Here is a 26,371-nt window from a genome sequence, read left to right on the forward strand (position 1 = left end):
CTACTCATTTTAGTAAACGTTGTTGTCATTAATCTGTTAAAAATAAATGCATACCCTAAAATTTGAAATAAAGGGCTATTTATTCACTACTGCTCGATATTTCTTCCGTATAGTTGATTGGAGTGTCGCTGGCGGAACGGAAATCAACCCTCGCCTTGCCAAATATACTCTATCTGTTCTTAACATCAGCGCTTTTTAATCCTCGACTATGTTGACCACTTTTATTGGAACGCCATTATCTGCAAAATGTTGAATCGTTTTTTTAGGTAGTGCGTCATCTGTGATAATGATATCTATGTCATTCACTGGACAAACCTGAATCGCTACATCTTTATTAAATTTTGAGGAATCTGTAGCGACATAGACTGTTTGAGAGATGGATATTATTTGCTTTCTGGTAATCGCTTCATCCAAGCTAAAATCAGATATACCTTTCTCAATTGAGACGCCACTAGCACAAATAAATGCTTTGTTGATATTAAGGTGTTCAAAGCGAAATAAGAATTCATTCGACGTCACTGATTTTTCAGAATGCCGAACTTTACCGCCAAGCAGTATAACCTCGATATTAGAGCCAATTAGATCGAATGCCACAGGTAGTGAGTTTGTTACTACTGTTAGTTTTTCCTTGTCCAATAAAAAGGGTGTCATTTGATAGGTAGTTGTTCCACTATCAATGAAAATACATTCCCCATCTTGAACGAGCGAAGCACATGCTTTGGCAATAGCAATTTTCTCTGCTAACTGCTCGTGAAGTCGTTGATCAATTAATCCCTCAACTGGCTCAATATATTTAACGCCTCCATAAAACTTTTCAATTTTTTTGTTTTGCATCAACTGTTGGACATCACGACGGATCGTTTCCATCGAAACGTTAAACTCTTTCGTGAGAGTTACTAATTTTACTACCTTATGTTGACGTATAAACTGCAAAATTTGATGTTGCCTTTCTATCATATACATTTCATCACCTCTACTAGATATTTACTCAAAGTAATCATAACTTTGTCAACAGTTGGTCAAAATTTACTCAACATTTACACAAAAAAGCATTTTCCTTTACAAATGGTCTCTATACTAAAGCTAAGAACTGAGAGAGGTGACCAAATTGTTAGAGCTAAAAAATATCTCAAAAAGCTATAAAAATAAGAAAGTTTTAGTAGATATCAACGTAACCATCGAATCAGGTGAGATCATTTCGTTACTAGGGCCAAGTGGTTGCGGTAAAACTACTTTGCTGAATATCATTTTAGGACTCGCGGATCCAACGGCTGGTCAGCTTATCTACAATGGACAAGATATATCAAAGCAATCGATGCAAGAAAGAGGATTTAATATCGTGTTTCAGGATTTTGCGTTATTTCCTCATTTAAACGCATACGACAATATCGTTTATGGATTAAAAAATAAAAACCTGCAAATGTCCAAAGAGGAGATACAAGAATACATTGATTTTTTAGAGCTAGCTCCACATTTGCATAAAAAAATTCATGAATTGTCTGGTGGGCAAAAACAGCGTGTTTCCATTGCAAGAACACTCGTGATGCAACCTAAAATTCTATTATTAGATGAACCATTAAGTGCACTGGATGGCGTCATTAAGGAATCGATAAAGGAGCGCATTAAATCCATCGCCCGTGAATTTGATTTGACGACTATTATTGTGACACATGATCCAGAAGAAGCCCTCACCTTATCAGATAAAGTCATGATTATTAATGAAGGTACAGTTGCTCAATTTGGCACACCTCATGAAATCGTAACAGCGCCAAAAAATCAATTTATAAAGGACTTCATATTAAAGCAGCTTCATATTAAGCGACATAACATCTATCAATTGTTTGGAGAAACATATGCTTAAAACGAATAAAATGATGAAATTAATTTTTCTGCCGATTCTACTATTTTTTCTATTCTTTTTAATTGTGCCATTGCTTTATATGTTTTGGCAGTCATTCAAAATAGGAAATGTCGTGACTGTTCAAAATTATATAGAGGCTTTACAAAATATCGAAATTCGTGAAGCTTTCATTAATAGCTTTAAAGTTTCCTTTGTAGCATCGGTAGTGACAATTATTTTAGCTTTTTTATTGGCGTATGCTGTTCATTTTACAACGATGCACCGCCATACAAAAAAGGTAGTGCAAATTGGAATTACGTTGCCTATGCTACTGCCAACTATCACCTATGGATTTGTATTGATTTATACATTTGGTAATCAAGGAATTCTAACAAAATTAGTGGGGCAGCCTCTTTTTACAATCTATGGGTATAACGGTTTGGTGCTCGGTTACGTATTATACACATTGCCAGTTGCTTTTATTTTAATGCAAAATTCCATGCAATATATCGATAAACGATTTTTACTAGTGTCCATGTTAATGCATGATCATCCACTGCGTCGTTTTTATCATACCGTATTCCGTCCTATGTTAGGGACTGTTGGTGGGGCATTTATTTTAACATTTATTTTAAGCTTCACAGACTTTGGGATACCTGCATCAGTTGGTGGAAATTACAGCGTGATTGCCACTGAGCTTTACCAAGCCATGTTAGGCTCCATTGTCCATTTTGAGCGTGGGGCAGTGATCTCTGTGTTGATGCTAGTACCTGCTGTACTTGGGGTTGTCATGCTAACGATTTTAGAGCGCTTCAATTTTCAATATAAACAAGTTGGGCAAAGTGAACTTGTAAAGCATCGCTTACGTGACGCGCTCTTTACGACTTATTCTATTGTCTGTGTCACAGTTGTATGTATTATTTTTTCAACCATGTTTATTGTGCCTTTTACCAAAGGTTATCCGTATGACTTTAGCTTTACATTAGAGCATGTTCAAAATGTACTTGCGGAGAAAGATTTAACGAAGGTTTACATCAATTCTCTCATCGTAGCGCTATTAACAGCGGTACTTGGTGTGGGCATAACATTTATGTCAGCGCTTCTTAATGCAAGGACACCATTAAAAGGAAGAAAGAGCTTAGATATAGCATCTATGATCACAAATACAGTACCAGGAATGGTGCTTGGACTATCCTACTTGTTTTTCTTTAATGGAAGTTCATTAAAAGGTACATTTTTTATCATTATCGCATGTAATATTGTCCATTTTTTTACAACACCTTATTTAATGGCGAAAAATTCATTGCAGAAGATGGATCCTACCTGGGAAGTGACAGCTGAGCTGTTAAAGGATTCGTGGTTAAAAACCGTGGTACGAATCATTTTACCGAATGTTAGGCCAACGATTTATCAAATGTTTAGCTATTATTTTTTAAATGCGATGGTCACGGTCAGTGGTGTTATTTTCCTTGTCAGCACAAAGACAATGCTTGTATCGACACGGATAAAAGAGCTTCAGCATTTCGCAAAGTACACCGATATTTTTGTACTATCGATATTTATTTTATGTACAAACCTCATTGTGAAATTAGGTTGTGATTATATAACAGCACATAAAGAAAAAGTGGAGGAGATTTCAAAATGAAGAAGTCAACAGGCATGATGTTAGGGACAGTTAGTGCAGCAGCAGTCGTATTAGCTGCATGTGGAGGGGCAGCAGCGGATTCCGAAGAGCAAGTCATCATTTATTCAAATGCTGATGATGAAGCTATTGAAGTGATGGAATCTACATTGGATGACAAGGGCTATCAAGGTAAGTATTTAATCCAATCATTCGGTACTTCTGAGTTAGGTGGCAAAATGATGGCAGAAGGGACAGATATTGAAGCAGATGTTGTGACAATGGCTTCCTATTTTATAGAAAGTGCTCAAACCTCTAAAGCCATGTTTGTAGATATTTCTTCGGACTTAAAGCCGCTGGATGGAGGAGTTACGTATGCACTTCCAATTTTAGGTAATGTTGGCTCTATCTTTATCAATACAGAGGTATTACAACAAAAAGGTCTATCTATACCAAAATCAATTAAAGATTTAACAGACCCTGCTTATAAGGACTTAGTGTCGTTCCCAAATATTATGGATTCCTCAACAGGATGGCTTCTAGTACAAGCTATTATAAAGGAATATGGTGAAGAGGAAGGGAAAAAGGTTTTAGCAGATTTAATTAAAAATGCTGGGCCACATATTGAAAGTTCAGGTTCTGGTCCTATTAAAAAAGTGAAAACAGGAGAAGTTGCAGCAGGCTTTGGTTTACGTATCCAAGCTATTGATGCAAAAAATGAAGGGTTGCCGATTGATTATATTGACCCGACAGAAGGAAATTTCACTTTAACGGAATCTGTAGCTGTTGTAGATAAAGAAGGTGATGAAGCGTTAGCTAAAGAAATTGCAAAGGTCATCGCAACGGAGGCTCGCAATGGTCTATTAGAGCAATATCCTGTAGCTCTATATGAAGGAGAACAAGTAAAAGACGAGCACGTTCCAGCCTATTTGAAAAAATGGGATACAACCTTAACCGTAGATTTATTAGAAAAACACCAAGCCTTCTTTAAAGAAGCGCAGCGATAAGGAGCTATAGCAGATGAGTAACTATAAATTATTGACACCAGGGCCATTGACAACAACGAAAGCAGTAAAATTAGAAATGTTAAAAGACCGTTGTACATGGGATGATGATTATAAAAATGTGACACAAGTGATTCGTAAGCAGCTCTTAAAATTAGGACAAGTCGATGAGTCTGAGTACACAGCGGTGCTTATGCAAGGAAGCGGAAGCTTTGTCGTAGAATCAGTTCTAACAACAGCGATTGGTGAAAATGATAAAGTACTAATACTAACAAATGGAGCTTATGGCGAAAGAATTGCTGAAATGGCCAAAGTATTAAAGTTACAGCATATTGTTTATCATGTTCCTTATGATGAACAGCCATCATCGTTAGAGGTTCAGGCCTTCCTTGAAAAAGATGCAAGTATTACACATGTAGCCGTAGTACATTGTGAGACGACTACTGGTATATTAAATCCAATTAAAGAAATTGGAGAAGTTGTTCATTCGTTCAACAAAACGTTTATTGTGGATGCCATGAGTAGCTTTGGAGGCGTACCAATGGATTTATCAGGCTTGCATATTGATTTTTGCATAAGTAGTGCCAATAAATGCATTCAAGGTGTTCCAGGATTTGGGTTTGTTATTGCGAATACGAGAGCACTAGAAAAATGTAAGGGACAAGCTCGAAGTGTTGCACTAGATTTGTATAGTCAATGGGAAGTGATGAAGCAAGATGGGAAATGGCGTTTCACATCACCTACACATGTAGTGGCCGCTTTCGCGAAGGCGCTTGAAGAGTTGATTGAAGAAGGTGGCATTCATGCCCGCTATAAGCGCTATGCGTATAATAATCATATACTTCGCTCGCGCTTGTCAGTGCTGGGATTTAAAGCGTATATTTCGGAAGAGGTGCAATCGCCAATTATCACAACATTTTTATTCCCGCATAAAGAGTTTTCTTTTGAGCATTTTTATCAAGAAATGAAAAAGGTAGGTTTCGTTATCTATCCAGGTAAGCTGACGGATGTCGATACATTCCGTATTGGCAATATTGGTGATATTCATGAGGATGATATGCTTACGTTATGTGAAGTCATTGAAAATTATATGGTGGTGAAAAACAATGAAAATTGAGACGGTTATTTTGGACTGGGCAGGAACAGCAGTTGACTTTGGTTGCTTTGCCCCTGTAAATGTTTTTTTAACGATTTTTGAAGATGCTGGTGTCACAGTTACACTCGAAGAGGCTCGAAAACCAATGGGTATGCTGAAAATTGATCATATCCGCACCATGCTAGAAATGCCAAGAATTAAAGAAGAATGGCATAGGGTACATGGACAATCCTTTACGGAAGAAGATGTACATGTATTGTATAATCATTTCGAAACAAAATTAATGGAGTCTTTAGCGACCTACACAGATCCTATCCAGCATGTGACAACAACGGTACAGCAATTAAGAGAAGTGGGTATTCGAATTGGCTCTACAACCGGCTATACAAATACGATGATGGAAGTAGTAACGAAGCATGCAGCTGACAAGGGCTATCAACCTGATTTTCTTGTAACACCTACACAGGTAGGCGATAAAGGGCGACCATATCCATATATGATTTTCAAAAATATGGAGGCATTAGGATCGCAAGCAACGAAGCAAGTTGTGAAGGTTGGGGATACTACCTCTGATATAAAGGAAGCGTTGAATGCAGGTGTTTGGGCTGTTGGCGTTATTATCGGAAGCTCAGAAATGGGACTATCTGAAGAAGAATTCCATGCCCTGTCTTCAGAAGAACAGCAACAAGTGATAGCGAACACGAAACGTATTTTTGAAGAAACTGGCGCTCATTATACAATTGAAACAATGGCAGAGCTGCCAGCGTTAATTGAAACGATCAATGCCCGTTTAAATGTGGAAAAACAATTAGAATATAAATAAAAACAAGCCTCGGCAGATAGTAATAACTGCCGAGGCTTGTTTTAGTCTCGCTCATAGGGAATAGAATCAGGTATATCAGCAAATGGATTTTTTTCATTGATACGGTCATAAAACATCACGCCGTTCAAATGATCTAACTCATGTTGGAAGGCAATAGCTGGTAGTCCTTTGAGACGCATTTTTTTCTCTTCACCATCAATTGTTTTAAATTTTACTGTGATGCGCGCATGACGCGGCACATACCCAGGAATATTACGATCAACAGAAAGACATCCTTCACCTGCTGATAGGTAGGTGTTTTCAACAGAGTGGCTAACAATCTTTGGATTAATGGCTACAAAGCTTAATTGTTCACCAGCCTCATCTTTTAAATGAAGGGCAAACATGCGCTGTAAGCTATTTACCTGATTAGCAGCCAAGCCAATGCCACTACGCAAATTATATTTTTCTGCCATTTCAGGATCTTGGCTGTTGATTAAATATTGGAGCATATCCTGAGCAAGCTGTCTTGTTTCATCAGTTAAAGGGAATTTAACTTCCTCTGCTTTTGTGCGTAAAGTCGGATGACCTTCGCGGATAATATCATCCATTAAAATCATATAGTAATCTTCCTTTCAACTTTGTAGTGCTTACTAATAATTATACATCACGTCTTCATACAATCCCATGAAAAAAGACCTTATTTGAATATACTCAAAAAATTTTTCTAATGCTATTAGATTTTCCAGAATGGGGTATTCTACTAGGGGAAAACCTGTTGGAAAACGTAAGAGTCGTATGGTGTGAGTAAGGTGTTGTAATACAGATTTTGAATATTAGTAATACAGTATAGGACAGCGATGTTTGATTGTTATTCTAGAAAAAATCTTTGTATAGAGCAGTAATAGATGATTGACCGACAGTATTTTATTCAGTATACTGAGTGTCAAGAATAAGTTGTACTAGTTAAAAAGGTGATTTATTTTAATACAGCTGAAAGGGAGATGTGACAAATGAGCAAGAAAAACAATAATATTTTTGATGCTAAACAAACGCTAACTGAAATCGAAGATAAGTTTGAAATGTTTCAAATTTTGAATGAAGAAGGCGAAATCATAAATAAAGAGGCAGATCCACAATTATCAGATGAGGAACTAGTTGAACTAATGACACGTATGGTTTATACACGTATTTTAGATCAACGTTCAATCTCACTTAACCGTCAAGGTCGTTTAGGCTTCTATGCGCCGACTGCTGGTCAAGAAGCTTCACAACTTGCTTCTCACTTTGCATTAGAACAAGAAGATTGGATTTTACCAGGTTACCGTGATGTACCACAAATTGTATGGCATGGCTTACCTCTTGAAAAAGCGTTTTTATTCTCACGTGGTCACTTTATGGGGAATCAGGTTCCTGAAGGTGTAAACGTTTTAGCTCCACAAATTATTATCGGCGCGCAATATATTCAAGCTGCTGGGGTAGCACTTGGAATTAAAAAACGTGGGAAAAAAGCTGTTGCAGTAACTTATACAGGTGACGGTGGTTCTTCTCAAGGAGACTTCTATGAAGGCATTAACTTTGCAGGTGCATTTAAATCTCCAGCAATCTTCATCGTACAAAATAACCAATATGCAATCTCAACACCTCGTGAATTACAAACAGCTGCTAAAACAATTGCACAAAAAGGTGTAGCAGCAGGCTTACCAAGTATTTTAGTAGATGGAATGGATGCGCTTGCAGTTTATGTAGCAACTCGTGATGCTCGTGAGCGCGCGGTTAATGGTGAAGGCCCAACATTAATTGAAACAATGTGTTACCGTTATGGTCCTCATACAATGGCTGGGGATGACCCAACTCGTTACCGTACTTCTGATACAGATAATGAATGGGCTCAAAAAGATCCTCTAGTTCGCTTCCGTAAATACCTAGAAGCAAAAGGTTTATGGGATGAGAAGAAAGAAGAAGCAGTAATTGAGCGAGCAAAAGAAGAAATTAAAGAAGCAATCAAAAAAGCAGATGCTGCTCCAAAACAAAAAGTAACAGAGTTAATGGAAAATATGTATAAAGGCGAAATGCCATCTAATCTAAAAGAACAGTATGAAATCTATAAAGAGAAGGAGTCGAAATAACCTATGGCACAAATGACGATGATTCAAGCAATTACAGATGCACTTCGCACAGAATTAAAGAATGATGAAAACGTTCTTGTATTCGGGGAAGATGTAGGTGTCAACGGTGGGGTATTCCGCGCGACAGAAGGCCTACAAAAAGAATTTGGGGTTGACCGCGTTTTTGATACACCATTAGCAGAATCAGGTATTGGTGGCTTAGCAGTCGGTCTTTCTCTTCAAGGATTCCGTCCAGTTCCTGAAATTCAATTCTTCGGTTTCGTTTATGAAGTAATGGATTCAATCAGTGGCCAATTAGCACGTATGAGTTACCGTAGTGGTGGCGTATACAATGCACCAGTAACAATCCGTTCACCATTTGGTGGTGGTGTGCATACGCCTGAGATGCACTCAGATAGCTTAGAAAGCTTAATGACAGCACAACCAGGATTAACAGTTGTTGTTCCATCAACACCATATGATGCAAAAGGTTTACTTATTTCTTCTATTCGTAATGACAACCCAGTTATTTTCTTAGAACATTTAAAATTATACCGTTCATTCCGTGAAGAAGTGCCTGAAGAAGCATACGAAATTCCACTAGGAAAAGCGGATGTAAAACGTGAAGGTACTGATTTAACAATCGTTGCTTACGGTTTAATGGTTCATGAAAGCTTAAAGGCTGCAGAAGAACTAGAAAAAGAAGGACATTCTGTAGAAGTAATTGACTTACGTACAATTCAACCAATCGATGTGGAAACAATTATCGCATCAGTTGAAAAAACAGGTCGTGCAATCGTTGTCCAAGAAGCTCAAAAACAAGCAGGTATCGCTGCAAACGTAGTAGCAGAAATTACAGAGCGCGCAATTTTAAGCTTAGAGGCTCCTGTTCTTCGTGTGGCTGCACCAGATACTGTGTACCCATTCCCACAAGCTGAAGGTGTTTGGTTACCAAACTACAAAGATGTAATGGAAACAGCGAAAAAAGTTTTAACATTCTAATAAAGCTTCTAAACTTGAACAACAGTAAATAGAAAGGATGGGTACACATGGCATTTGAATTCAGATTACCGGATATTGGCGAGGGTATTCACGAAGGCGAGATTGTGAAATGGTTCGTTAAAGCTGGAGATACAGTAAAAGAAGACGATATTCTTTGTGAAGTACAAAATGATAAAGCGGTAGTAGAAATCCCTTCACCAGTTGAAGGAACAGTAGAGGAAGTTTTAGTAGGAGAAGGAACAGTTGCCGTCGTTGGCGATGTCTTAATCCGATTGGATGCACCTGGCTATGAAGACTTAAAGCTAAAAGGTGACGATCATGCTGAAGCGAAAACAGAGGCACAAGTTCAAGCAACTGCTGAATCTGGTCAGAACGTAGAGAAAGCTCCTGCTAAAGAGGAAAAGGCACCAGAAAAAGCTCCAGAAAAAGTGGAGACAGTTGTTGATGAAACAAAACGTGTAATCGCAATGCCTTCTGTACGTAAATTTGCCCGTGATAACGATGTGAATATCCGTGAAGTGAAGGGTACAGGTAAAAACGGTCGAATCTTAAAAGAAGATATTGAAAACTTCTTAAAAGGTGGAGGCACTGTAGAGGTAGAAACTACAAATGTCGAAACATCAGAAGAAACAGTTCAACAAGAAACGTCTACACCAGCAGCACCAGTAGTTCTTGAAGGGGATTTCCCAGAGACTCGTGAGAAAATGTCAGGTATTCGAAAAGCGATTGCTAAAGCAATGGTACACTCGAAACAAACGGCTCCTCATGTTACACTTATGGATGAAGTCGATGTAACGGCTCTTGTAGCACATCGTAAAAAATTCAAAGATATCGCTGCTGAAAAAGGTGTTAAATTAACATACTTACCATATGTAGTGAAAGCACTTATTTCAACTTTACGCGAGTTCCCAGAATTTAACCGCTCTTTAGATGATGCGACACAAGAAATTATCCAAAAGCATTACTACAATATCGGTATTGCAGCAGATACGGAAAGAGGCTTACTAGTACCAGTTATTAAGCATGCAGATCGTAAATCTGTATTTGCAGTGTCTAATGAAATCAATGAGTTAGCGACGAAAGCCCGTGAAGGCAAACTAGCGCCACATGAAATGAAAGGTGCTTCTATGTCCATTACGAATATTGGCTCTGCAGGAGGACAATGGTTCACACCAGTTATTAATCATCCTGAAGTAGCAATTCTAGGTATTGGTCGAATTTCAGAAAAACCTGTAATAAAAAATGGTGAAATTGTAGCCGCACCTGTGTTAGCATTATCATTGAGCTTTGATCATCGTATGATCGATGGAGCCACTGCGCAAAATGCTTTAAATCACTTAAAGCGTTTGTTAAGTGAGCCAGAATTATTATTAATGGAGGCGTAACAAAAATGGTAGTAGGAGATTTCCCAATCGAAACAGATACTCTTGTCATTGGTTCAGGTCCTGGAGGATATGTAGCAGCAATTCGTGCAGCTCAAACTGGCCAAAAAGTAACAATCGTTGAAAAAAATGTACTTGGTGGTGTGTGCTTAAACGTAGGTTGTATTCCATCAAAAGCATTAATTTCAGTAGGTCACCGTTTTGAGCAAGCTAAACATTCAGATGACATGGGAATCATCGCTTCTGATGTGAAATTAGACTTCTCAAAAGCACAAGCATTTAAAGACAGCGTTGTTAAAAAATTAACTGGCGGTGTTGAAGGCTTACTTAAAGGCAACAAAGTTGAAATTGTACAAGGTGAAGCTTATTTCGTTGACGCTCATTCAGTGCGTATCATCAATGGTGAATCTGCTCAAACTTACACATTTAACAATGTCATTATTGCAACAGGTTCTCGTCCAGTTGAAATTCCAACATTCAAATTCACTGATCGCGTACTAAATTCTACTGGTGCACTTTCTTTACAAGAAGTTCCTGGTAAATTAGTTGTTATCGGTGGAGGTTATATTGGTACAGAGCTAGGATCAGCTTACGCAAACCTTGGCTCTCAAGTAACAATTATTGAAGGCGGAAAAGATATTTTAGCTGGCTTCGAAAAACAAATGACGCAAATCGTGAAAAAAGGCCTTAAAAAGAAAGGCGTTGAAATTGAAGTTAACGCATCTGCAAAAGGCGTTGAAGAAACTGAAAACGGCGTAGTCGTAACTTATGAAGTTGGCGGAGAAGAGAAAAAAGTTGAAGCTGATTATGTATTAGTTACTGTAGGTCGTCGTCCAAATACAGATGAAATGGGCCTTGCTGAAATCGGAGTTGAATTCGGTGAACGTGGTCTAATCAATGTTGACAAACAATGTCGTACAAATATTCCAAACATCTATGCAATTGGTGATATTGTTGCAGGTCCTCAGCTTGCACATAAAGCATCTTACGAAGGTAAAGTTGCTGCTGAAGCGATTGCTGGTGAAAAATCAGTTGTTGATTATCTTGCTGTACCTGCTGTATGCTTCACAGATCCAGAAATGGCGACAGTTGGTTACAACGAAGAACAAGCGAAAGCAGAAGGCATTGAATACACTGCAGCGAAGTTCCCATTCGCAGCAAACGGTCGTGCTCTTGCATTAAACCAATCAGAAGGTTTCGTGAAGCTTGTTGCTCGTAAAGAAGATGGTTTATTAATTGGTGCTCAAATCGTAGGTGCTGGTGCATCTGATATGATCGCTGAAATGGGCTTAGCGATTGAAGGCGGCATGACTGCTGAAGATATCGCTTTAACAATTCATGCTCACCCAACATTAGGTGAAATTACAATGGAAACTGCTGAAGTATTACTTGGCAACCCAATCCACATTGTAGCGAAAAAATAATATGAATAAAGGAGTGTAGAAAAAGCGGATGTTCATTCGCTTATCTACACTCCTTTTTTATTAGCAATTGTTTTATTAAATGCAGATTGTCGTTGAATAAAAGGTAATAACTTGAAGATGTTGCCCCTAAAGATATTACATTTTACTTTATGCATAAAAGATAGTATTATAATTGATAATAATTATCAATTATATATAAAGGAATGGGTTACGATGAATGAGCGCTATCGAACATTTATTTTATTAGCACAACACAAATCATTTACTGAAACAGCAAAGCATATGTTTTGTTCCCAACCGACAGTTTCTCAGCATATTCAGCAATTGGAAAATGAATTAGGCTGCGAGCTAATCTCAAGGAAACAACGGCAAATTAAATTAACTACACAAGGCGAAATTGTGTTGGCTTATGCGCAAAAAATGCAGGAAATGGACCAACAATTGCGAAGAGCAGTAAAGCAGACACAACAGGAAAATATCAAATTATATATAAGTCACTATATTGCCGATAGCTTTTTTGACGAGCTATTTGATAAAAATAATAGCACATATAAACAATATCCCTATGAAATTAATAGCTATTGCTATGAAGATTTAAAAAGTAGTTTAGTAGAAAACCATGCCAAATTTGCCGTGATGCCGATTTATGATGCTGATACGATTGTTCACGAGTCATTTGATATAGATATTTTATTTGAGGAAGAATTAGTATTAGTGATGACAAATGATCATCCTTTAGCAAGTCGTCAAATCATTTATACAAGAGATTTGAAAAACCTATCGATGCTATTGTCTCAAAGTTCTTATTTGAATCAGCATATTAAACAAGCTTTACATCAGAAGGCAGTACCTGTTTATTATATACAGATGACTAATTTTGAAATTATTAAAAAGGCTGTACAGCAGGGTATGGGCGTATCTTTTTTACCTTATAAATCAATAGAGGATAGCTTAGATAAATTAACGTTTAAATATGTGAAAGGTCTATCTATTAAACGAAAAAATGGTATTGTATTTAACCGTAACCAAATTTTAAATGAGCAAGAACAAGCATTTTGTGAACGTCTAAAGAAGAAATTGAAGATGGAGTCTGTCAGGTAAGTTAAACTTATAAAGGTAGATAAATCCTTTATAGGGTTTCTTCTATTATACTTATTTTTACCATTATATTCATTAAAATAAAATATTTTCTAAATTAATCCAAGCAATATACGAAGCTTTTATTTACTGTTTCGTCATTGTTTGGTTTTTTTATCTTAATTGAGCCTCTATGTCAGCAAAATAGTAGCACTTGGAGGAATTTATATCGCTTTTCTGCGATGACTTCCAAGGATCATTTTTAGTAGAATATCATCCTTAATTTGTAGGTTTATAGCATTCTATAAGAAAATGTAATAGTACAATTGGAGATTTTTATAATTTGAGAAAAACTGATAAGCGGTCAGAGAAAATTAAAATACTACACCTTACATGATATTGATAATCGTTATCAGTGATGATATAGTTCGAAATGCAAGGAGGTATGAAGATGTCAAAAGATTATATTGTAGTTCATCCATGTAATATTTTTTCTCAAGGCAAAGCAGATGAAAATTTTGAAATAGTAGATATGTATGATTTACCGAATATTGAGCTATCTTCTTATAAATGTATGGTGATTTTAGGGTTTGTTGATCAAGAATTTTTGCAAGAAAAGAAACAAATTATCGCTGATTTTTTGGCAAATAATAAGATTGTTTGCTTCTTCGGTAACTTAGTCACAGATTGGTTACCAGGACAGCAGGCTTTTATCGCAAAGGAGATTCGAAATCATTGGGATTATGACATCTCTATTGCGAAACAACACGGAATTTTTGCAGGTGTAAAGGAAGAAGATATGACAATAAATAAAGGTGTGAAAGGGTTTTTTGCTCGTGGACATCATCCAGCACCAGCAGATGCAGAGATATTATTAACTTTGCCAGACGGTGAGCCTGTGACATTTATTGATCGAAGCTCAACAAATGGGACCATTTTTATGCATGCAGGTAATAATCTCTTTAATATTGGGGGCATGACACCGTCAATATCAAAAACGACCAATCGTATTCCTACACAGCTAATGCAATGGATACAGGAAGAATACAAGTATTTAGCGGAAAGGAGTGTCAAGTAGTGCGTAAAATAGCTGTTATGTATAGTGGTAGTTCACAACATTGGCGTACATATAAGACATCTGAATTCGCTCAGTATATCGATCAATTGATTCCAGTGCGTCAGTTAGAGGAAGAAAATTTAGACGCTTTTGATGTATTAATCATCCCTTCTCAAACACATACAGGATTATTAGATAAAAACATTCAAAAGATCTATGATTTTGCGAATACAGGGAAAGTAGTGGTCACATTTGGCCCGCAGCATCGAGATTGGTTGCCGATGCATAACTGGGAATCCAGACCAACTAATTTTTGGTGGTGGCTAGAACCTAATGCTGATAGTGGCTTGCGTTTAGTAGAGGCAACGCATGATTTATTTAAAAATTATCTTACATTGGAGGATGCAACTTGGCATCAACATGGTGTGTACTGGCCAAGTGAGAGCTGCGAAGTATTAGTATCGACAGATGATGGTGGTGCCGTTTTATATATTGATCGAGTGAACACAAATGGGGTTTGGGTCAATACAACATTGGATCCAGATTATCATTTTGGCTCTTATTTTATGCCGGCAACGGAACGGTTCTTACAGGGATTTTTACCTTGGCTAAAGAAAGGGCAGATATAAGGAACGCTAAATGCGCAAAATGATTACTAATAGCTCTATTTGAGACGCAAGCAGTATGTTGGTTCAAGGCTTTGACAGGAAAGATTGCCGTACATAGTGTAGAAAAAACAAACTTGTGGATATTGGACTAAATTTGAAATTTCTCGTCTTTGATAAGGAAATTTTTAGATAAAAGAAAGTAGGAGAACTAGTGGAACCTATTGCTTATGTTGGCATTGATATTCAATTTACTCGAATAACAGATGAGGATCGTGAACGTGGCTTAGTATTTTTATATTTATATGATTTACCCTCTGTCGATTTAACTGCCTATGCAGGAATAATTATCACAAATCATGTAGAAGAACAATTTCTACTAGAACATAAAACGATTTTAGATGAATATTTGCTACAGGGTGGTGTGATCTTTTCACTGACAGAAATATCCTTGCCATGGTTAGCGAATGTAGCTAATTGGAAGCGCTCTCCTATTCCATTGAAAGATCGTGAAATTATGATTGAGCAATCTAATTGTTCTTTATTTAAAGGGATAGAGCCCTATGATATTAATTATCGAAAAGGTGTACGGGGCTTCTTTTCTCGTGGGTATTTTGAAAAAGTACCCGCACATGCGGAAGTGTTAATTACAGATCAAAGCGGTGTACCAATACTTTATGTTGACCGACATTCAACAAATGGCACCATTTTTGCAGGAGCAGGCACCGATATTTACAAGGTTTTTATTAATGAAGAAAATACATCGAAAAAGCTTAGTATGCAAATGCTAGATTGTATTCGTGAGGAAGCTAACCGCAATTATGCAAGTGGAGGTATGGGCGAATGATAGGGATTGTGACGAATGGCTTACCATTTCAAAATCGTTTTTTTGCAGAGCAAGAATTTCATTATTTATATGATGAAGTGCTACATATTCGCCACTTGCATCAATATGATTTAACAAAGTATGACACACTTATTCTATCTTGTCGCTTAGATATCCGTTCTTTAAAACGGTATCAGTCACAATTACTGAAATTTATTAATGCTGGCAAAAGACTGATTATTTTTGGTGAAATATTGGATTGCTGGTTTCCGACAATTGATTGGGAAGATTCTGAAGTCAATTTTAGTTGGTGGGTGAGAGATGGCGGTGATTTACCGATGAAAATGCAAAATAATGTGCATCCACTTTTCAAATACGTCACATTACATGATATGAAATGGCATTATCACGGTTCTTTTTTACCGCCACAAGGAGCGCAATCGTTATTAGATATTCCAAATGGACGATCGTTATTTTATGTGGATAATGTGAGCTTTAATGGAGAACTAGTTGTCACTACACTTGATCCGATGTTTCATATCGGATTAGGTTTTATTGATCAATCAAAGCCGTTTTTACATGGGATTGCAAAATGGTTAAGAGAGGAAGAAAAACATTGAAAAAGTATGGACTTGTCGCTGCTGCAGCACTAACAATGTTGTTGGCAGCTTGTAATAATAACAAAGAAGAGACGCAAAATAAAACTGAGCCTCAGGTGGAGGAACAATCATCAGAGTTGCAAACGACTAAGGAAGAAAAGCTTGTAGTTGACCAATTAGGACGTGAAGTAACAGTACCAAACTCGATTGAGCGTGTTGTAACGGGAGGCATTCTTCCATACTTCTCTACTTGGTATGTAGCAACAAATTCTACAAAGGAAATTGTTGGTATGCATCCAAATTCGTATAATGCAGCAAAACATTCGATGCTAGGTAAAATGTCTCCAGATGTTTTAAAGGCTGATACGTCATTTATTCAGAATGGCGAAGTCAATGTCGAAGAATTAATGAAAGTAAATCCACAATTATATATTGAGATTGCAACAGATGAGAAATCGATTAATAAAGTAACAGAAGCAGGCATTCCAGTAGTGGCACTCAAGGCAATTGATGCGGCTGCGGCAGAGCCGTTAGCTACATTTAATAGTTGGTTAGAAGTAACAAGCCAAATAACTGGTACAACAGAACGTGCCAATCGCTTCCTAGAGGAAGGGAAAAAAGTACAAGCTCAATTAGATGAAAAATTAAAAGCAATCGAAGAAAAAGACAAGCCTCGTGCAATGATGTTGTTTAGACATAATGAAAAGTCGATTACAATTGGAGGGAAAAACTTCTTTGGTAACCAATGGCTCAATGCGACTGGAGCAATTGATGTAGCTGAAAATGATATACAAGGGCAAAAAGAAGTGAATATGGAGCAAATTTATGCTTGGAATCCTGATATTATTTTTATTACCAATTTTACAGAAACACAACCAGCTGATCTACTTGAAAACAAGGTAGATGGACAGGATTGGAGCCAGGTAAAGGCAGTACAGGAGGGTAAAGTTTATAAGATACCATTAGGGATTTATCGTTGGTTCCCACCTAGTGGTGACGCCCCATTAATGTTAAAGTGGTTAGCGCAAAAAAATCATCCTACATTATTTGATTATAAAATAGAAGACGAAATTAAAGCATATTACAAAGATTTTTATGAATTTGATGTGACAGATGAAGATATTCAAGCTATTTTAAATCCATCATCAGAAGCAGCTAAATATTAAGGAATGATTGGTAAATGCAAAACTGGAAAAAGATTATTATATGGTTCCTACCCCTGGTAATTGCCATCATTTCCCTTGGTGTAGGACGCTTTGAAGTTGGCATCGAGCAGATATTAAAAATTCTTGCTTCACAGATTTTCCCTATAGAACCGACATGGACAGAGATGGAAGAAACGGTTATTATCAATATTCGCTTGCCACGTATTCTTCTCGCATTGTTAATTGGTGGAGGTTTGGCTATTGCAGGTGCTAGCTTTCAAGGAATGTTTGGTAATCCCCTAGTATCACCAGATATTTTAGGTGTTTCTGCGGGGGCTGGCTTTGGTGCTTCTCTTGGAATATTATTGTTTGGGCAAAATTTTGCTACACAGATAATGGCATTGCTTTTTGGATTAGGTGCCATTGGCTTTACATTTTTAATTGCCGGCGCACGCAAAAATGCCCCTATATTTATGTTTGTCTTAGCGGGTGTTATTACATCGGCACTGTTTAATGCGCTTATTTCGTTAACTAAGTTTGTAGCTGATCCAGAAGAAAAGCTACCTGCCATTACCTATTGGCTGATGGGAAGCTTAGGAACAGTTACTTATAAAGATTTATATATAGGCGGACCATTGATTATTATCGGTATGTTAATACTTTATTTCCTAAGGTGGCGATTAAATATTTTAACCCTCCCAGAGGATGAGGCAAAATCAATGGGAATTTCCGTAGTTCCTTTAAAATGGATGATTATCTTCGGTGCTACATTGATTACTGCGGTATCTGTTGCGGTTGCAGGAATTGTTGGCTGGGTTGGTTTAATTATTCCACATGTTGCTCGTATGCTTGTGGGGAATAATAATCAGCATGTACTACCAATGTCGATTGCTATAGGAAGTATGTATTTGTTAGTAATTGATAATTTAGCACGTTCTATAACAGCAACAGAAATACCTTTATCCATTTTAACAGCGATTATAGGCGCACCATTCTTTGCTTATTTACTGCGTAAATCTGGAGGTGGATGGGCGTGATAATTGAAGTGAAAAATGGCAATTTTTATTATGAAAAGCGTCATAAGAAATCTCAAAATCTTTATATGAACAATATTAATTTTACACTGGAACCAGGACAGATTATGGCTATTCTTGGTCCTAATGGTGCTGGAAAGACAACAATGCTTAAATGTATTACAGGGTTACTAGAGTGGAAGCAGGGAGAAACCTATATAGATGGCAAGCCATTGTCTACTGTCAAGCGTAAGGAGCTTTGGCAACGTATTGGCTATGTACCGCAAGCTCATAAAATGGTATTTGGTTTTACAATAGAAGAGCTTGTTGTAATGGGACGAGCCCCTTTTATTAGTACATTAGCCCAACCATCAAAAAAAGATTTAGAAGCGGCACATTTGGCACTAGATACAATTGGTATTGTCCATTTAGCCAAAAAATCATGTAATGAGGTAAGTGGTGGGGAGTTGCAATTAGCTTTAATAGCACGTACATTGGTTGCCGATCCAGAAATACTTATTTTAGATGAACCCGAGTCCCATTTGGATATTCAAAAACAAATTATTATTTTACAAACAATTAAGCAATTAGCAAGAGAGCGTGGCATTTCTTGTATTATTAACACGCATTATCCTAATCATGCCTTTTATTTAGCTGATCGGGTTCTGATGACGGCAAAGGATAAGGATGTTGTATATGGTACTGTACATGAAATAATGACAGAGGAGAGAATGCAGTCGTTTTTTGGTATAGAGCTAAAAAAAATACTATATGAGGAAGAGAATTATGTAGTAGAAACGATGGTGCCACGTGCATTAGGTGCAGAAAAATAAGAACGAAAATGATAGTCAGCATGTAGTTGTTTTCTAACTACATGCTTTTTTACCGTATTTGCTTGATGCGTGAGTCAGCAACATAAAAGGTTACAAAGAAAATGGTAAGCAATTATTGATGGGAAAGATTTGGTAGTGGTATTGGCTTCAAATATTATTTCTATCATTTACAAGCTCCTTTGATTATTCTGAATAATCGATAAATGCTATAATGATAGCATTGTAGAAAGTAAGGGAGGATTTCATAATGGAGCTTAATTTAACAGGGAAAGTAGCAATTATAACAGGATCGAGTAAAGGAATTGGCTATTACACGGCCATGCAGCTTGTCAAAGAGGGGGCACAGGTTGTTCTATGCGCACGTGGGGAAAAACAGCTGCAAGTGGCTGCTGGATGTATAAAAAATGAAACAGGCGTAGATGTTTTAATTGTTCCAACTGATATTACAAAAGAAAAAGATTGTAAGTATCTAATTGAGCGTACTGTCGAACATTATGGACGTGTTGATATACTTATTAATAATGCGGGTACAGCTTCAGCAAATCCCTTTGAATCGGTGAGTAGTGAACTGTGGCAAGCAGATTTAGATTTAAAGGTATTTGGAGCTATTCATTGTTCAAAATATGCTGCGCCATATATGCGTAAGGTTGGGGGCGGTGCAATCGTTAATGTGACAGCCGTGATGGCTAAAACTCCACCTGCAAGCTCACTTCCTACTACTGTGAGTCGTGCTGCAGGGCTTGCGTTGACAAAAGCGATGAGCAAGGATTTAGGGAAGGATAATATTCGAGTAAACTCTGTATGTATAGGACTTATTCGTAGTGATCAAATCGAAAAGAAATGGAAAAAGGAAGAACCAAATTTATCGTGGGAAGAATATTCTCGTAAAGTGGGGCAAGCTATTCCACTTGGTCGTGTAGGTGATACGCAAGAAGCCGCAAACGTTATCACTTTTTTAGTATCTGATGCGGCAAGTTATGTTACAGGAACTGCTGTTAATATTGATGGTGGCTCTGGTCACGCATTATAAAGAGGCTAATATTTTTGAAGAAAAGAAATTTTAATGATTGCGAATTAAAATATGATAAGACAATCTCTATATGTATCTTATTGATTATGAAGAAAGCTCTGCGCTTTCTTCTTTTCTATTGTTTTTCTAAAATTATAATAGACAGAAAATTCCCGCAGATGTAGAATGAACGATATAGGGGGTGAAAAGTGGCGAAATGTTGAACGAAAATTTTGCTGCATTGTTGTTACGAGTTGTTCGGATTATTGTTCAAATTGGCATACTTACTATTTTCTATTATATGGGGGTAGGCATTGTTTCTTATTTGCACATTCCTCTTCCTGGAAGCGTCATTGGATTACTGTTATTAGCACTTTCACTCAATTTTAAAATAATTAAGGTCGAATATATACAAGATGGAGCGGGCTTTTTAATTGGTATCTTAACGTTGTTTTTCATTCCAGCAACTGTAGGTGTTATTGATTACCCAGAACTCATGACAATCACTGGTCTGCTTATTATTTTAGCAGTTATTGTTAGTACGTTAATCTCTATCTATGTTACGGGATTGCTGACACAACTCATTGAAAAAAGAGAAATAGCGAAAAAAGAAAGCTCGAAAACTACGGTGGAAGAAGGGAAGGGGGAGTTAACTGTTGATTGAAGTACTTGTTGTTCTTAGCACCATTATCCTGTTCATTTTATTTACAAAGCTCTATCAACGATTTCCTCATCCTATCATGATTCCTTTGGTCACCACTACGATTGTCAGTGCAGTGATCTTACTTGTTTTTGATATTCCATATACAACTTATATGGAAGGTGGAGAATGGCTTCAGAAAATGCTTGGGCCAGCTGTTGTGGCACTTGCATATCCTCTCTATAATCAACGAGCCATTATTATGAAATATAAGTATTCTATTTTATCAGGGCTTTTAATCGGCATGATAACAGGCTTGGTGACCATTTTTGTGTTACTAAAATGGATTGGTGTAACATCTAGCTGGATGCTGACGGCCTTACCTAAATCGTTAACAACGCCTGTTGGGATGCAAGTGAGCGAAACGATTGGTGGCATCCCCCCTTTAACAGCTGTTTTCGTCATGATTGCAGGGTTTGTAGGGGCCATTATCGGACCATTAGTCATTAAGTATGGCAAAATCGACTCTGCTGTTAGTAGAGGTGTGGCAGTAGGTAGTGCTTCACATGGTGTAGGTCTTGTAAAATTAAGAGAATATGGGGAACAGGAATTATCAGTTGGTTCCTTATCAATGGGCTTAACGGCTGTTATCGGAGCATTCTTCTGCCCTTTATTTGTATATTTATTTTTATAATACAATTGTCGCTTCGTGTAAAAAGGAGTTGTTGAAAAAAGATGATGTCAACGGCAGAAAAAGCAACTTTGCAAGGCGAGGGGTTGATTTCCGTTCCGCCAGCGTCCTTTCCAGGGGGCGTCCGATGAGCCGCTTCACTCACTAGCGTTCGCTCCAGGGTCTCCTCTGTGACGCTAAATCCCCTAGGAGTGACGCTGGCTCCACTCCAATCAACCATTCTGCAAAGTGTCTTTACTTTTTTCATACTAGCATAGCAATCAAATAGCCCAATATCTGTATTCTTAGGGGGGATAAGCTCTTATTTTCAATGTGGAGAAGTGATTCGTTACGACACCCCTCAAAAAATGAGTAGTGAACGCCTTTGCTAAAAAGTTAGTGGGTTGGAGTGGAGGGCTACTTGACCATAGCCGTGTCCTTAGTGATTTCCTTTATTCGTTGGTTCATATTTCTCTTATCAAGGTATAGATAAGTACACTTGATAAAGGAGGTCCAGCAAAATGAAACCAGAAAATATTCAATTACTTGCGCCACTTTTTCAGATACTTGGGAAAAATGAAGTAAAAGAGGTGGGTAGATTATCGGGTTTTATTCAACGCGAGCGTTCGTTTAGTGCGGCACAATTTTTACACTTTCTGTTTTTGAAAAAGAGTGAGATTATCAGTGATTCGCTTGAAACGCTTTGTACGGACTTGGCGGAGCAGGATATATTTATGACGAAATCGGCTCTTAATAAACGCTTTGATGAACGGGCTGTTACTTTTTTGGAAACCATTTTTGGACGATTATTCAAAACGCAGCTTCAACTCGCCTTCCCCAAGCTAACGGGATACACATTTACTCGAATACGTATTTTAGATAGCACAACGATCAAATTGCCAGATGCCTATCAGGGAAATTTTCAGGGTGTCCATTGTTCGTCTGTTAAAGTGCAAGTGGAGTTTGATTATTTAACCCAACAGCTACTTTATTTTGATTTAATGAACGGACGTGATGCCGATAATCCAGCAGGAATGACGCGATTACCTTTGATTCAGGAGAGAGAACTGGTTCTACAGGATTTAGGCTATTTTCAATTCGATTTTTTTAAAAAGGTGCACGCAAAAGGTGCTTTCTATATCACAAAAACGAAAAAAGATACGCAATTGTTTGTCGAAGTAAGTCATCCACCTCGTCATCCAAATGGGAAATTGATTGAAAGTCGCCGTTACAAACAAATTCATTTAGAAGAAATCGCATTAGATATGGTACGTGGCGAATACAAAGAGTGGTCCCAATTATTTGTAGGACGACACGAAAAAATGCCTGCACGTTGTATTCTCTATCGCCTCTCAGAGGAACAGGAAAAAGAGCTACACAAGCGGGAAAAAAGAAGACGTCAAAAGAAACAAGGGCAAGTCCATAAAAATGAAGTAGAACAAATACCTGGAGTGGTCATCTATTTAACAAATGTACCAGAGGATATGCCAGCAAGTGAAATTCATGAACTTTACCGATTACGCTGGCAAATCGAGCTCTTATTTAAAACATGGAAATCAGATTTAGAAGTCGATAAGATGAAGAAGGTGAAGATTGAACGATGGTTATGTCATTTCTATCTTCAAAGTATTGTGCTTTTATTGACTGAAATGATCATGGGAATGATGAGAAATGATCTGTGGGTGACAAGAAAACGGAGGATTAGTGAAAGAAAGACGGTCCGGTTGATTGCGAAACAAATAAATCGACTTTTAAAAAGTATGTGGCATTCGAAAAAACAGCTATATGTCTATTTCGATACGCTCACCCGAAACGTTTCGTCATTTTGCCTAAAGTGTAAAAAACGCAAAACTTCTTAAAAGTCGATGTAAACCCAATATTTGGATGGATAATTTGTATAGTTTATTTAGTGAGGCCATTTTTCCCTCACTCCTTGTGTAATACCCATTTTAAACAGAAGATAAACACACGAAAATCTGGCATAGGATGTCTGATATTTTCTTAAGGACACGGCTATGGCTACTTGACTCCCGTGGGATAGCGAGACAGGCGAAGCCCTGCACGGAGCGGTAGCGGAGGAAGCGATTCGGCGCTCGCCCACAGGAAAGCAAGTAGCCTGCAACGGAAATCCATTTCTACCTTTCAATTGACAGTTTTGTTTTTCAACAATAAAAACATACTAACATTAGTAGTACAAACCAAGGCCATGGTTTGTGCTACTATTTTTTTATAGTAGAAGTGAGGAAAAGCCGACCAGCCTCTGGGACCATTTGTGAGTCCGTATATTAAACCGGCTAACTTCATGCCCTTATATGAATCAGTTTAGTATGTTGGGTCCAAGAGATCGTGTATAAGAAAGTGGAATCGATAAGGTACTGTGAAGGCTTCTATGATTGGTCAAAAGGAGAAGAATGAGATGAAACATGTCATTGCGTTAGATGTCAGTAAAGGAAAAAGTACTGTTGCGATTTATGATGGTCACCGCCAATGTGAATTCGAAGGTGTGCTACTTCATACACGCGGTGATTTTGAGCGATTACACGAACGAATAGTAGAGATGTCAAAACAAGATGGACAAGCACCAGCTATCGTATTTGAAGCAACAGGTACCTATTCAAAACCTATCGAAGCATTTTTCAAAGATTACGGCTACGCATACTGCCGCATGAATCCACTTGAAGCGAATTTACAGATGGCAACGATGCGTCGTCATAAAACCGATATTAGTGATGCCCATGAACTTGCGAAGACTCATTTTAAAATGGAACGCGAAATAACGTACATACAAGACGATTATTATGAACAGATGCGTGCACTGACTCGTTACTACGATGAAATTGATGAAGAAATCATTTTACTCAAAAGTAGAATGCATGCCATTTTACAGCTGAGTTTTCCAGAATTAGAAAAGCTGATTACACCGAGTTCAGCACTATTTTTAAATATTGTACAACTCTATCCACACCCCGCACTTTTACAAGCCCATTCAAAAACGATGATTAAAAATCGTTTAAAGGCCAATACGCGAAAAAACCTCTCGCTAATGCGTGCGGAGGCTAAAGCTATTACATTATTAGAAGCAGCTGAAAATAGTTACCCCGCGATTAAACCAACAGATATTCGTTGTGATCAAGCACGAGATTACGCAGCTCGCATTGCGGATTTACAAGAGAAGAAAGATACGCTTGTGAAACAGATGGTGGAATTGTCGGAAGGACGAAAAGAATATCTAGTATTTCGATCGATTCCTGGAATTGGCGATTCAACGGCGTGCCGATTAATTGGAGAGATTGGTGACATCCACCGCTTTCAAAATGCGAAACAACTGAACGCTTACGCAGGCATTGATATTATGCGGTACCAGTCTGGGAATATGCAATATCGAGACAGAATTAATAAACGAGGAAACAAACATTTACGAAAGATTTTATATTTTATGGTGTGCGCCATGCTTATGGCTAAAGGAAAACCGAATCATTTTGTGGACTATTACTACAAATTAAAAAAGCAACCTCAGAGGAAGCCTCATAAGGTTGCGATCATCGCCTGCATCAATAAGTTTCTGAAAGTGACATTTCAGTTACTGACGCGTGGCATTCTTTACGATTATGAGTCCGCACTACCAGCTCAGAAATCGTAATCACCTACATAGAACTATATCATAATGACCTTTCGAAAAAAATAAAAATCGTCAGGTCTTTTTGGCGTATCTAAAAATGAGTGTGAAGTGGTGAGGGATATCCCTCACCACTTCACACTCATAAAAATATAAATTATTCATTAAATAAAGTTGACTAATCGTAAGAAAGAGGCTGGGACAGAACTCAATTATATTGAAAAACAATAAAAATGGTTATTAGCTTTTTCACTTTAAGAAGTTAAATATGCCTTCCTAAATCAAAAAAAATGTTAGACCAATTATATCTTGGTCTAACATTTTTTCTTTTTGTCCCAGCCTCTTTAGCTTTTTTCAATAACCAATTGAATGGTATGGGCTAGTCCTGTGTGTAGCGTTCCTTCATGTCGAATCTGTTCACCTGTAAAAAAATGGATTATTTTATGTGTTTGACACCATTCCAGGACATTTAAAGGGTTATATAAAAAATCAAGCTGCTGTGGACCACCTGAGGCATACGGGAGTTGATAAATGGAATATAACTCCATCATGATTCGTCCTCCTGGTTTGACTGAATCGATAATTTTTTGTATAACAGTTCGTTGTTGCATGACTGGAAAATGTCCAAATACCATAATAGCTGCATCATATTTATTCACAGGAAGCTCATCCAGCAGTAAATCGGCTAGCACAGTTTGAACTGTAACATCGTGTTTCAATGCTAATTGTTCAGTTTTTTGAAGACCGCTTTGTGCATAATCATAGGCAGTGACAGTATGTCCCTCTGAGGCTAAAAAAACAGCATTACGTCCTTCACCTTCTGCATAAGCAGCGATAGTAGGGTAATCCTTCAAATAATATACATAATCTTGAATAAAGGCATTTGGATGTTCTCCATAAACATATTCTGTACCTTGAAAACGTTGATCCCATGTATTCATTTAGCTCACTCCCTTTTCTTTATTGTAGATAATAGTAGAGATATTGTAAAAGCAACTAATC

25 protein-coding genes are annotated in these 26,371 nt (G+C 37.6%); 22 read left to right on the plus strand and 3 right to left on the minus strand.

The features are described 5' to 3' along the window. Window positions 1-195: 195 nt before the first annotated feature. A complete protein-coding gene (locus MHB40_RS04385; RefSeq protein WP_342442600.1) occupies window positions 196-963 on the minus strand; it encodes a DeoR/GlpR family DNA-binding transcription regulator in 768 nt (255 codons plus the stop codon). 145 nt (window positions 964-1,108) lie between these two features. Here MHB40_RS04385 and MHB40_RS04390 point away from each other — a divergent pair, with 145 nt between their 5' ends. From MHB40_RS04390 to phnX, 5 genes are read left to right on the plus strand one after another with little or no spacing between them, the layout of a single operon-like run. Further along, window positions 1,109-1,861: an ABC transporter ATP-binding protein gene (locus MHB40_RS04390; protein WP_342534023.1), complete on the plus strand. Its 753-nt coding sequence runs from the start codon at window positions 1,109-1,111 to the stop codon at window positions 1,859-1,861. Beyond that, window positions 1,854-3,485, plus strand: a complete 1,632-nt coding sequence (locus tag MHB40_RS04395) for an ABC transporter permease subunit (RefSeq protein ID WP_342534024.1) — start codon at window positions 1,854-1,856, stop codon at window positions 3,483-3,485. The genes MHB40_RS04390 and MHB40_RS04395 overlap by 8 nt, the downstream gene beginning before the upstream one ends. Then, window positions 3,482-4,468 (plus strand): extracellular solute-binding protein, encoded by a 987-nt coding sequence (locus MHB40_RS04400; RefSeq protein WP_342534025.1) that lies wholly within the window; start codon window positions 3,482-3,484, stop codon window positions 4,466-4,468. Before MHB40_RS04395 ends, MHB40_RS04400 begins: the two co-directional genes overlap by 4 nt. Before the next feature lie 13 nt (window positions 4,469-4,481). Beyond that, complete coding sequence (gene phnW / locus MHB40_RS04405) at window positions 4,482-5,582, plus strand: 2-aminoethylphosphonate--pyruvate transaminase (protein WP_342534026.1); 1,101 nt, start codon at window positions 4,482-4,484, stop codon at window positions 5,580-5,582. Continuing rightward, window positions 5,572-6,384 (plus strand): phosphonoacetaldehyde hydrolase, encoded by an 813-nt coding sequence (gene phnX, locus MHB40_RS04410; RefSeq protein WP_342534027.1) that lies wholly within the window; start codon window positions 5,572-5,574, stop codon window positions 6,382-6,384. The genes phnW and phnX overlap by 11 nt, the downstream gene beginning before the upstream one ends. 41 nt (window positions 6,385-6,425) lie before the next feature. Here phnX and def read toward each other — a convergent pair whose 3' ends face one another. Next, the gene (def, locus tag MHB40_RS04415) at window positions 6,426-6,983 is read right to left on the minus strand and encodes a peptide deformylase (RefSeq protein WP_342534028.1); all 558 of its coding nucleotides are present in this window, start codon (window positions 6,981-6,983) and stop codon (window positions 6,426-6,428) included. 393 nt (window positions 6,984-7,376) lie between these two features. On the opposite strand from def, the gene pdhA reads away from it, so the two are divergent. The 17 genes from pdhA to MHB40_RS04500 all read left to right on the plus strand — a co-directional run bounded on the left by pdhA (window position 7,377) and on the right by MHB40_RS04500 (window position 25,393). Then, a complete protein-coding gene (gene pdhA / locus MHB40_RS04420; RefSeq protein ID WP_205441659.1) occupies window positions 7,377-8,492 on the plus strand; it encodes a pyruvate dehydrogenase (acetyl-transferring) E1 component subunit alpha in 1,116 nt (371 codons plus the stop codon). Window positions 8,493-8,495: 3 nt separating this feature from the next. Next, window positions 8,496-9,473, plus strand: a complete 978-nt coding sequence (locus MHB40_RS04425) for an alpha-ketoacid dehydrogenase subunit beta (protein WP_004224734.1) — start codon at window positions 8,496-8,498, stop codon at window positions 9,471-9,473. Window positions 9,474-9,520: 47 nt separating this feature from the next. Continuing rightward, window positions 9,521-10,858 (plus strand): dihydrolipoamide acetyltransferase family protein, encoded by a 1,338-nt coding sequence (locus tag MHB40_RS04430; protein ID WP_342534029.1) that lies wholly within the window; start codon window positions 9,521-9,523, stop codon window positions 10,856-10,858. 5 nt (window positions 10,859-10,863) lie between these two features. Then, entirely contained in the window at window positions 10,864-12,279 is a 1,416-nt protein-coding gene (gene lpdA, locus MHB40_RS04435) for a dihydrolipoyl dehydrogenase (protein ID WP_004224738.1), read from the plus strand. Between the two features lie 213 nt (window positions 12,280-12,492). After that, window positions 12,493-13,380 carry a LysR family transcriptional regulator gene (locus MHB40_RS04440; RefSeq protein WP_342534030.1) on the plus strand — a complete coding sequence of 296 codons (888 nt, stop codon included), beginning with the start codon at window positions 12,493-12,495 and terminating at the stop codon, window positions 13,378-13,380. 427 nt (window positions 13,381-13,807) lie between these two features. Continuing rightward, window positions 13,808-14,434 carry a phosphate starvation-inducible protein PhoH gene (locus MHB40_RS04445; RefSeq protein WP_342534031.1) on the plus strand — a complete coding sequence of 209 codons (627 nt, stop codon included), beginning with the start codon at window positions 13,808-13,810 and terminating at the stop codon, window positions 14,432-14,434. Then, the gene (locus tag MHB40_RS04450) at window positions 14,434-15,042 is read left to right on the plus strand and encodes a hypothetical protein (protein WP_342534032.1); all 609 of its coding nucleotides are present in this window, start codon (window positions 14,434-14,436) and stop codon (window positions 15,040-15,042) included. The genes MHB40_RS04445 and MHB40_RS04450 overlap by 1 nt, the downstream gene beginning before the upstream one ends. Window positions 15,043-15,232: 190 nt before the next feature. After that, a complete protein-coding gene (locus MHB40_RS04455; RefSeq protein WP_342534033.1) occupies window positions 15,233-15,865 on the plus strand; it encodes a hypothetical protein in 633 nt (210 codons plus the stop codon). Beyond that, complete coding sequence (locus tag MHB40_RS04460; RefSeq protein ID WP_205441673.1) at window positions 15,862-16,464, plus strand: hypothetical protein; 603 nt, start codon at window positions 15,862-15,864, stop codon at window positions 16,462-16,464. The genes MHB40_RS04455 and MHB40_RS04460 overlap by 4 nt, the downstream gene beginning before the upstream one ends. Beyond that, window positions 16,461-17,609: an ABC transporter substrate-binding protein gene (locus MHB40_RS04465; RefSeq protein WP_342534034.1), complete on the plus strand. Its 1,149-nt coding sequence runs from the start codon at window positions 16,461-16,463 to the stop codon at window positions 17,607-17,609. Before MHB40_RS04460 ends, MHB40_RS04465 begins: the two co-directional genes overlap by 4 nt. 14 nt (window positions 17,610-17,623) lie before the next feature. Beyond that, a complete protein-coding gene (locus tag MHB40_RS04470; RefSeq protein ID WP_205441677.1) occupies window positions 17,624-18,625 on the plus strand; it encodes an iron ABC transporter permease in 1,002 nt (333 codons plus the stop codon). Beyond that, window positions 18,622-19,434, plus strand: coding sequence for an ABC transporter ATP-binding protein (locus MHB40_RS04475; RefSeq protein WP_342534035.1), 813 nt, complete (start codon window positions 18,622-18,624; stop codon window positions 19,432-19,434). The genes MHB40_RS04470 and MHB40_RS04475 overlap by 4 nt, the downstream gene beginning before the upstream one ends. A 247-nt stretch (window positions 19,435-19,681) precedes the next feature. Next, window positions 19,682-20,464, plus strand: a complete 783-nt coding sequence (locus MHB40_RS04480) for an SDR family oxidoreductase (protein ID WP_342534036.1) — start codon at window positions 19,682-19,684, stop codon at window positions 20,462-20,464. 196 nt (window positions 20,465-20,660) lie between these two features. Then, complete coding sequence (locus MHB40_RS04485; protein ID WP_342534037.1) at window positions 20,661-21,107, plus strand: CidA/LrgA family protein; 447 nt, start codon at window positions 20,661-20,663, stop codon at window positions 21,105-21,107. After that, on the plus strand, window positions 21,100-21,777 hold the full coding sequence (locus tag MHB40_RS04490) for an LrgB family protein (protein WP_342534038.1): 678 nt from the start codon (window positions 21,100-21,102) through the stop codon (window positions 21,775-21,777). Before MHB40_RS04485 ends, MHB40_RS04490 begins: the two co-directional genes overlap by 8 nt. Window positions 21,778-22,274: 497 nt before the next feature. After that, window positions 22,275-23,612 (plus strand): IS4 family transposase, encoded by a 1,338-nt coding sequence (locus tag MHB40_RS04495; protein WP_342534039.1) that lies wholly within the window; start codon window positions 22,275-22,277, stop codon window positions 23,610-23,612. A gap of 557 nt (window positions 23,613-24,169) precedes the next feature. Then, on the plus strand, window positions 24,170-25,393 hold the full coding sequence (locus MHB40_RS04500; protein WP_342440652.1) for an IS110 family transposase: 1,224 nt from the start codon (window positions 24,170-24,172) through the stop codon (window positions 25,391-25,393). Between the two features lie 320 nt (window positions 25,394-25,713). On the opposite strand, the gene MHB40_RS04505 is transcribed toward MHB40_RS04500, so the two are convergent. After that, window positions 25,714-26,310, minus strand: coding sequence for a class I SAM-dependent methyltransferase (locus tag MHB40_RS04505; protein ID WP_342534040.1), 597 nt, complete (start codon window positions 26,308-26,310; stop codon window positions 25,714-25,716). Window positions 26,311-26,371 lie beyond the last annotated feature (61 nt).

Origin of the sequence: Lysinibacillus sp. FSL K6-0057, assembly GCF_038630885.1 — a bacterium.
Classification (GTDB): Bacteria; Bacillota; Bacilli; order Bacillales_A; family Planococcaceae; genus Lysinibacillus; species Lysinibacillus fusiformis_F.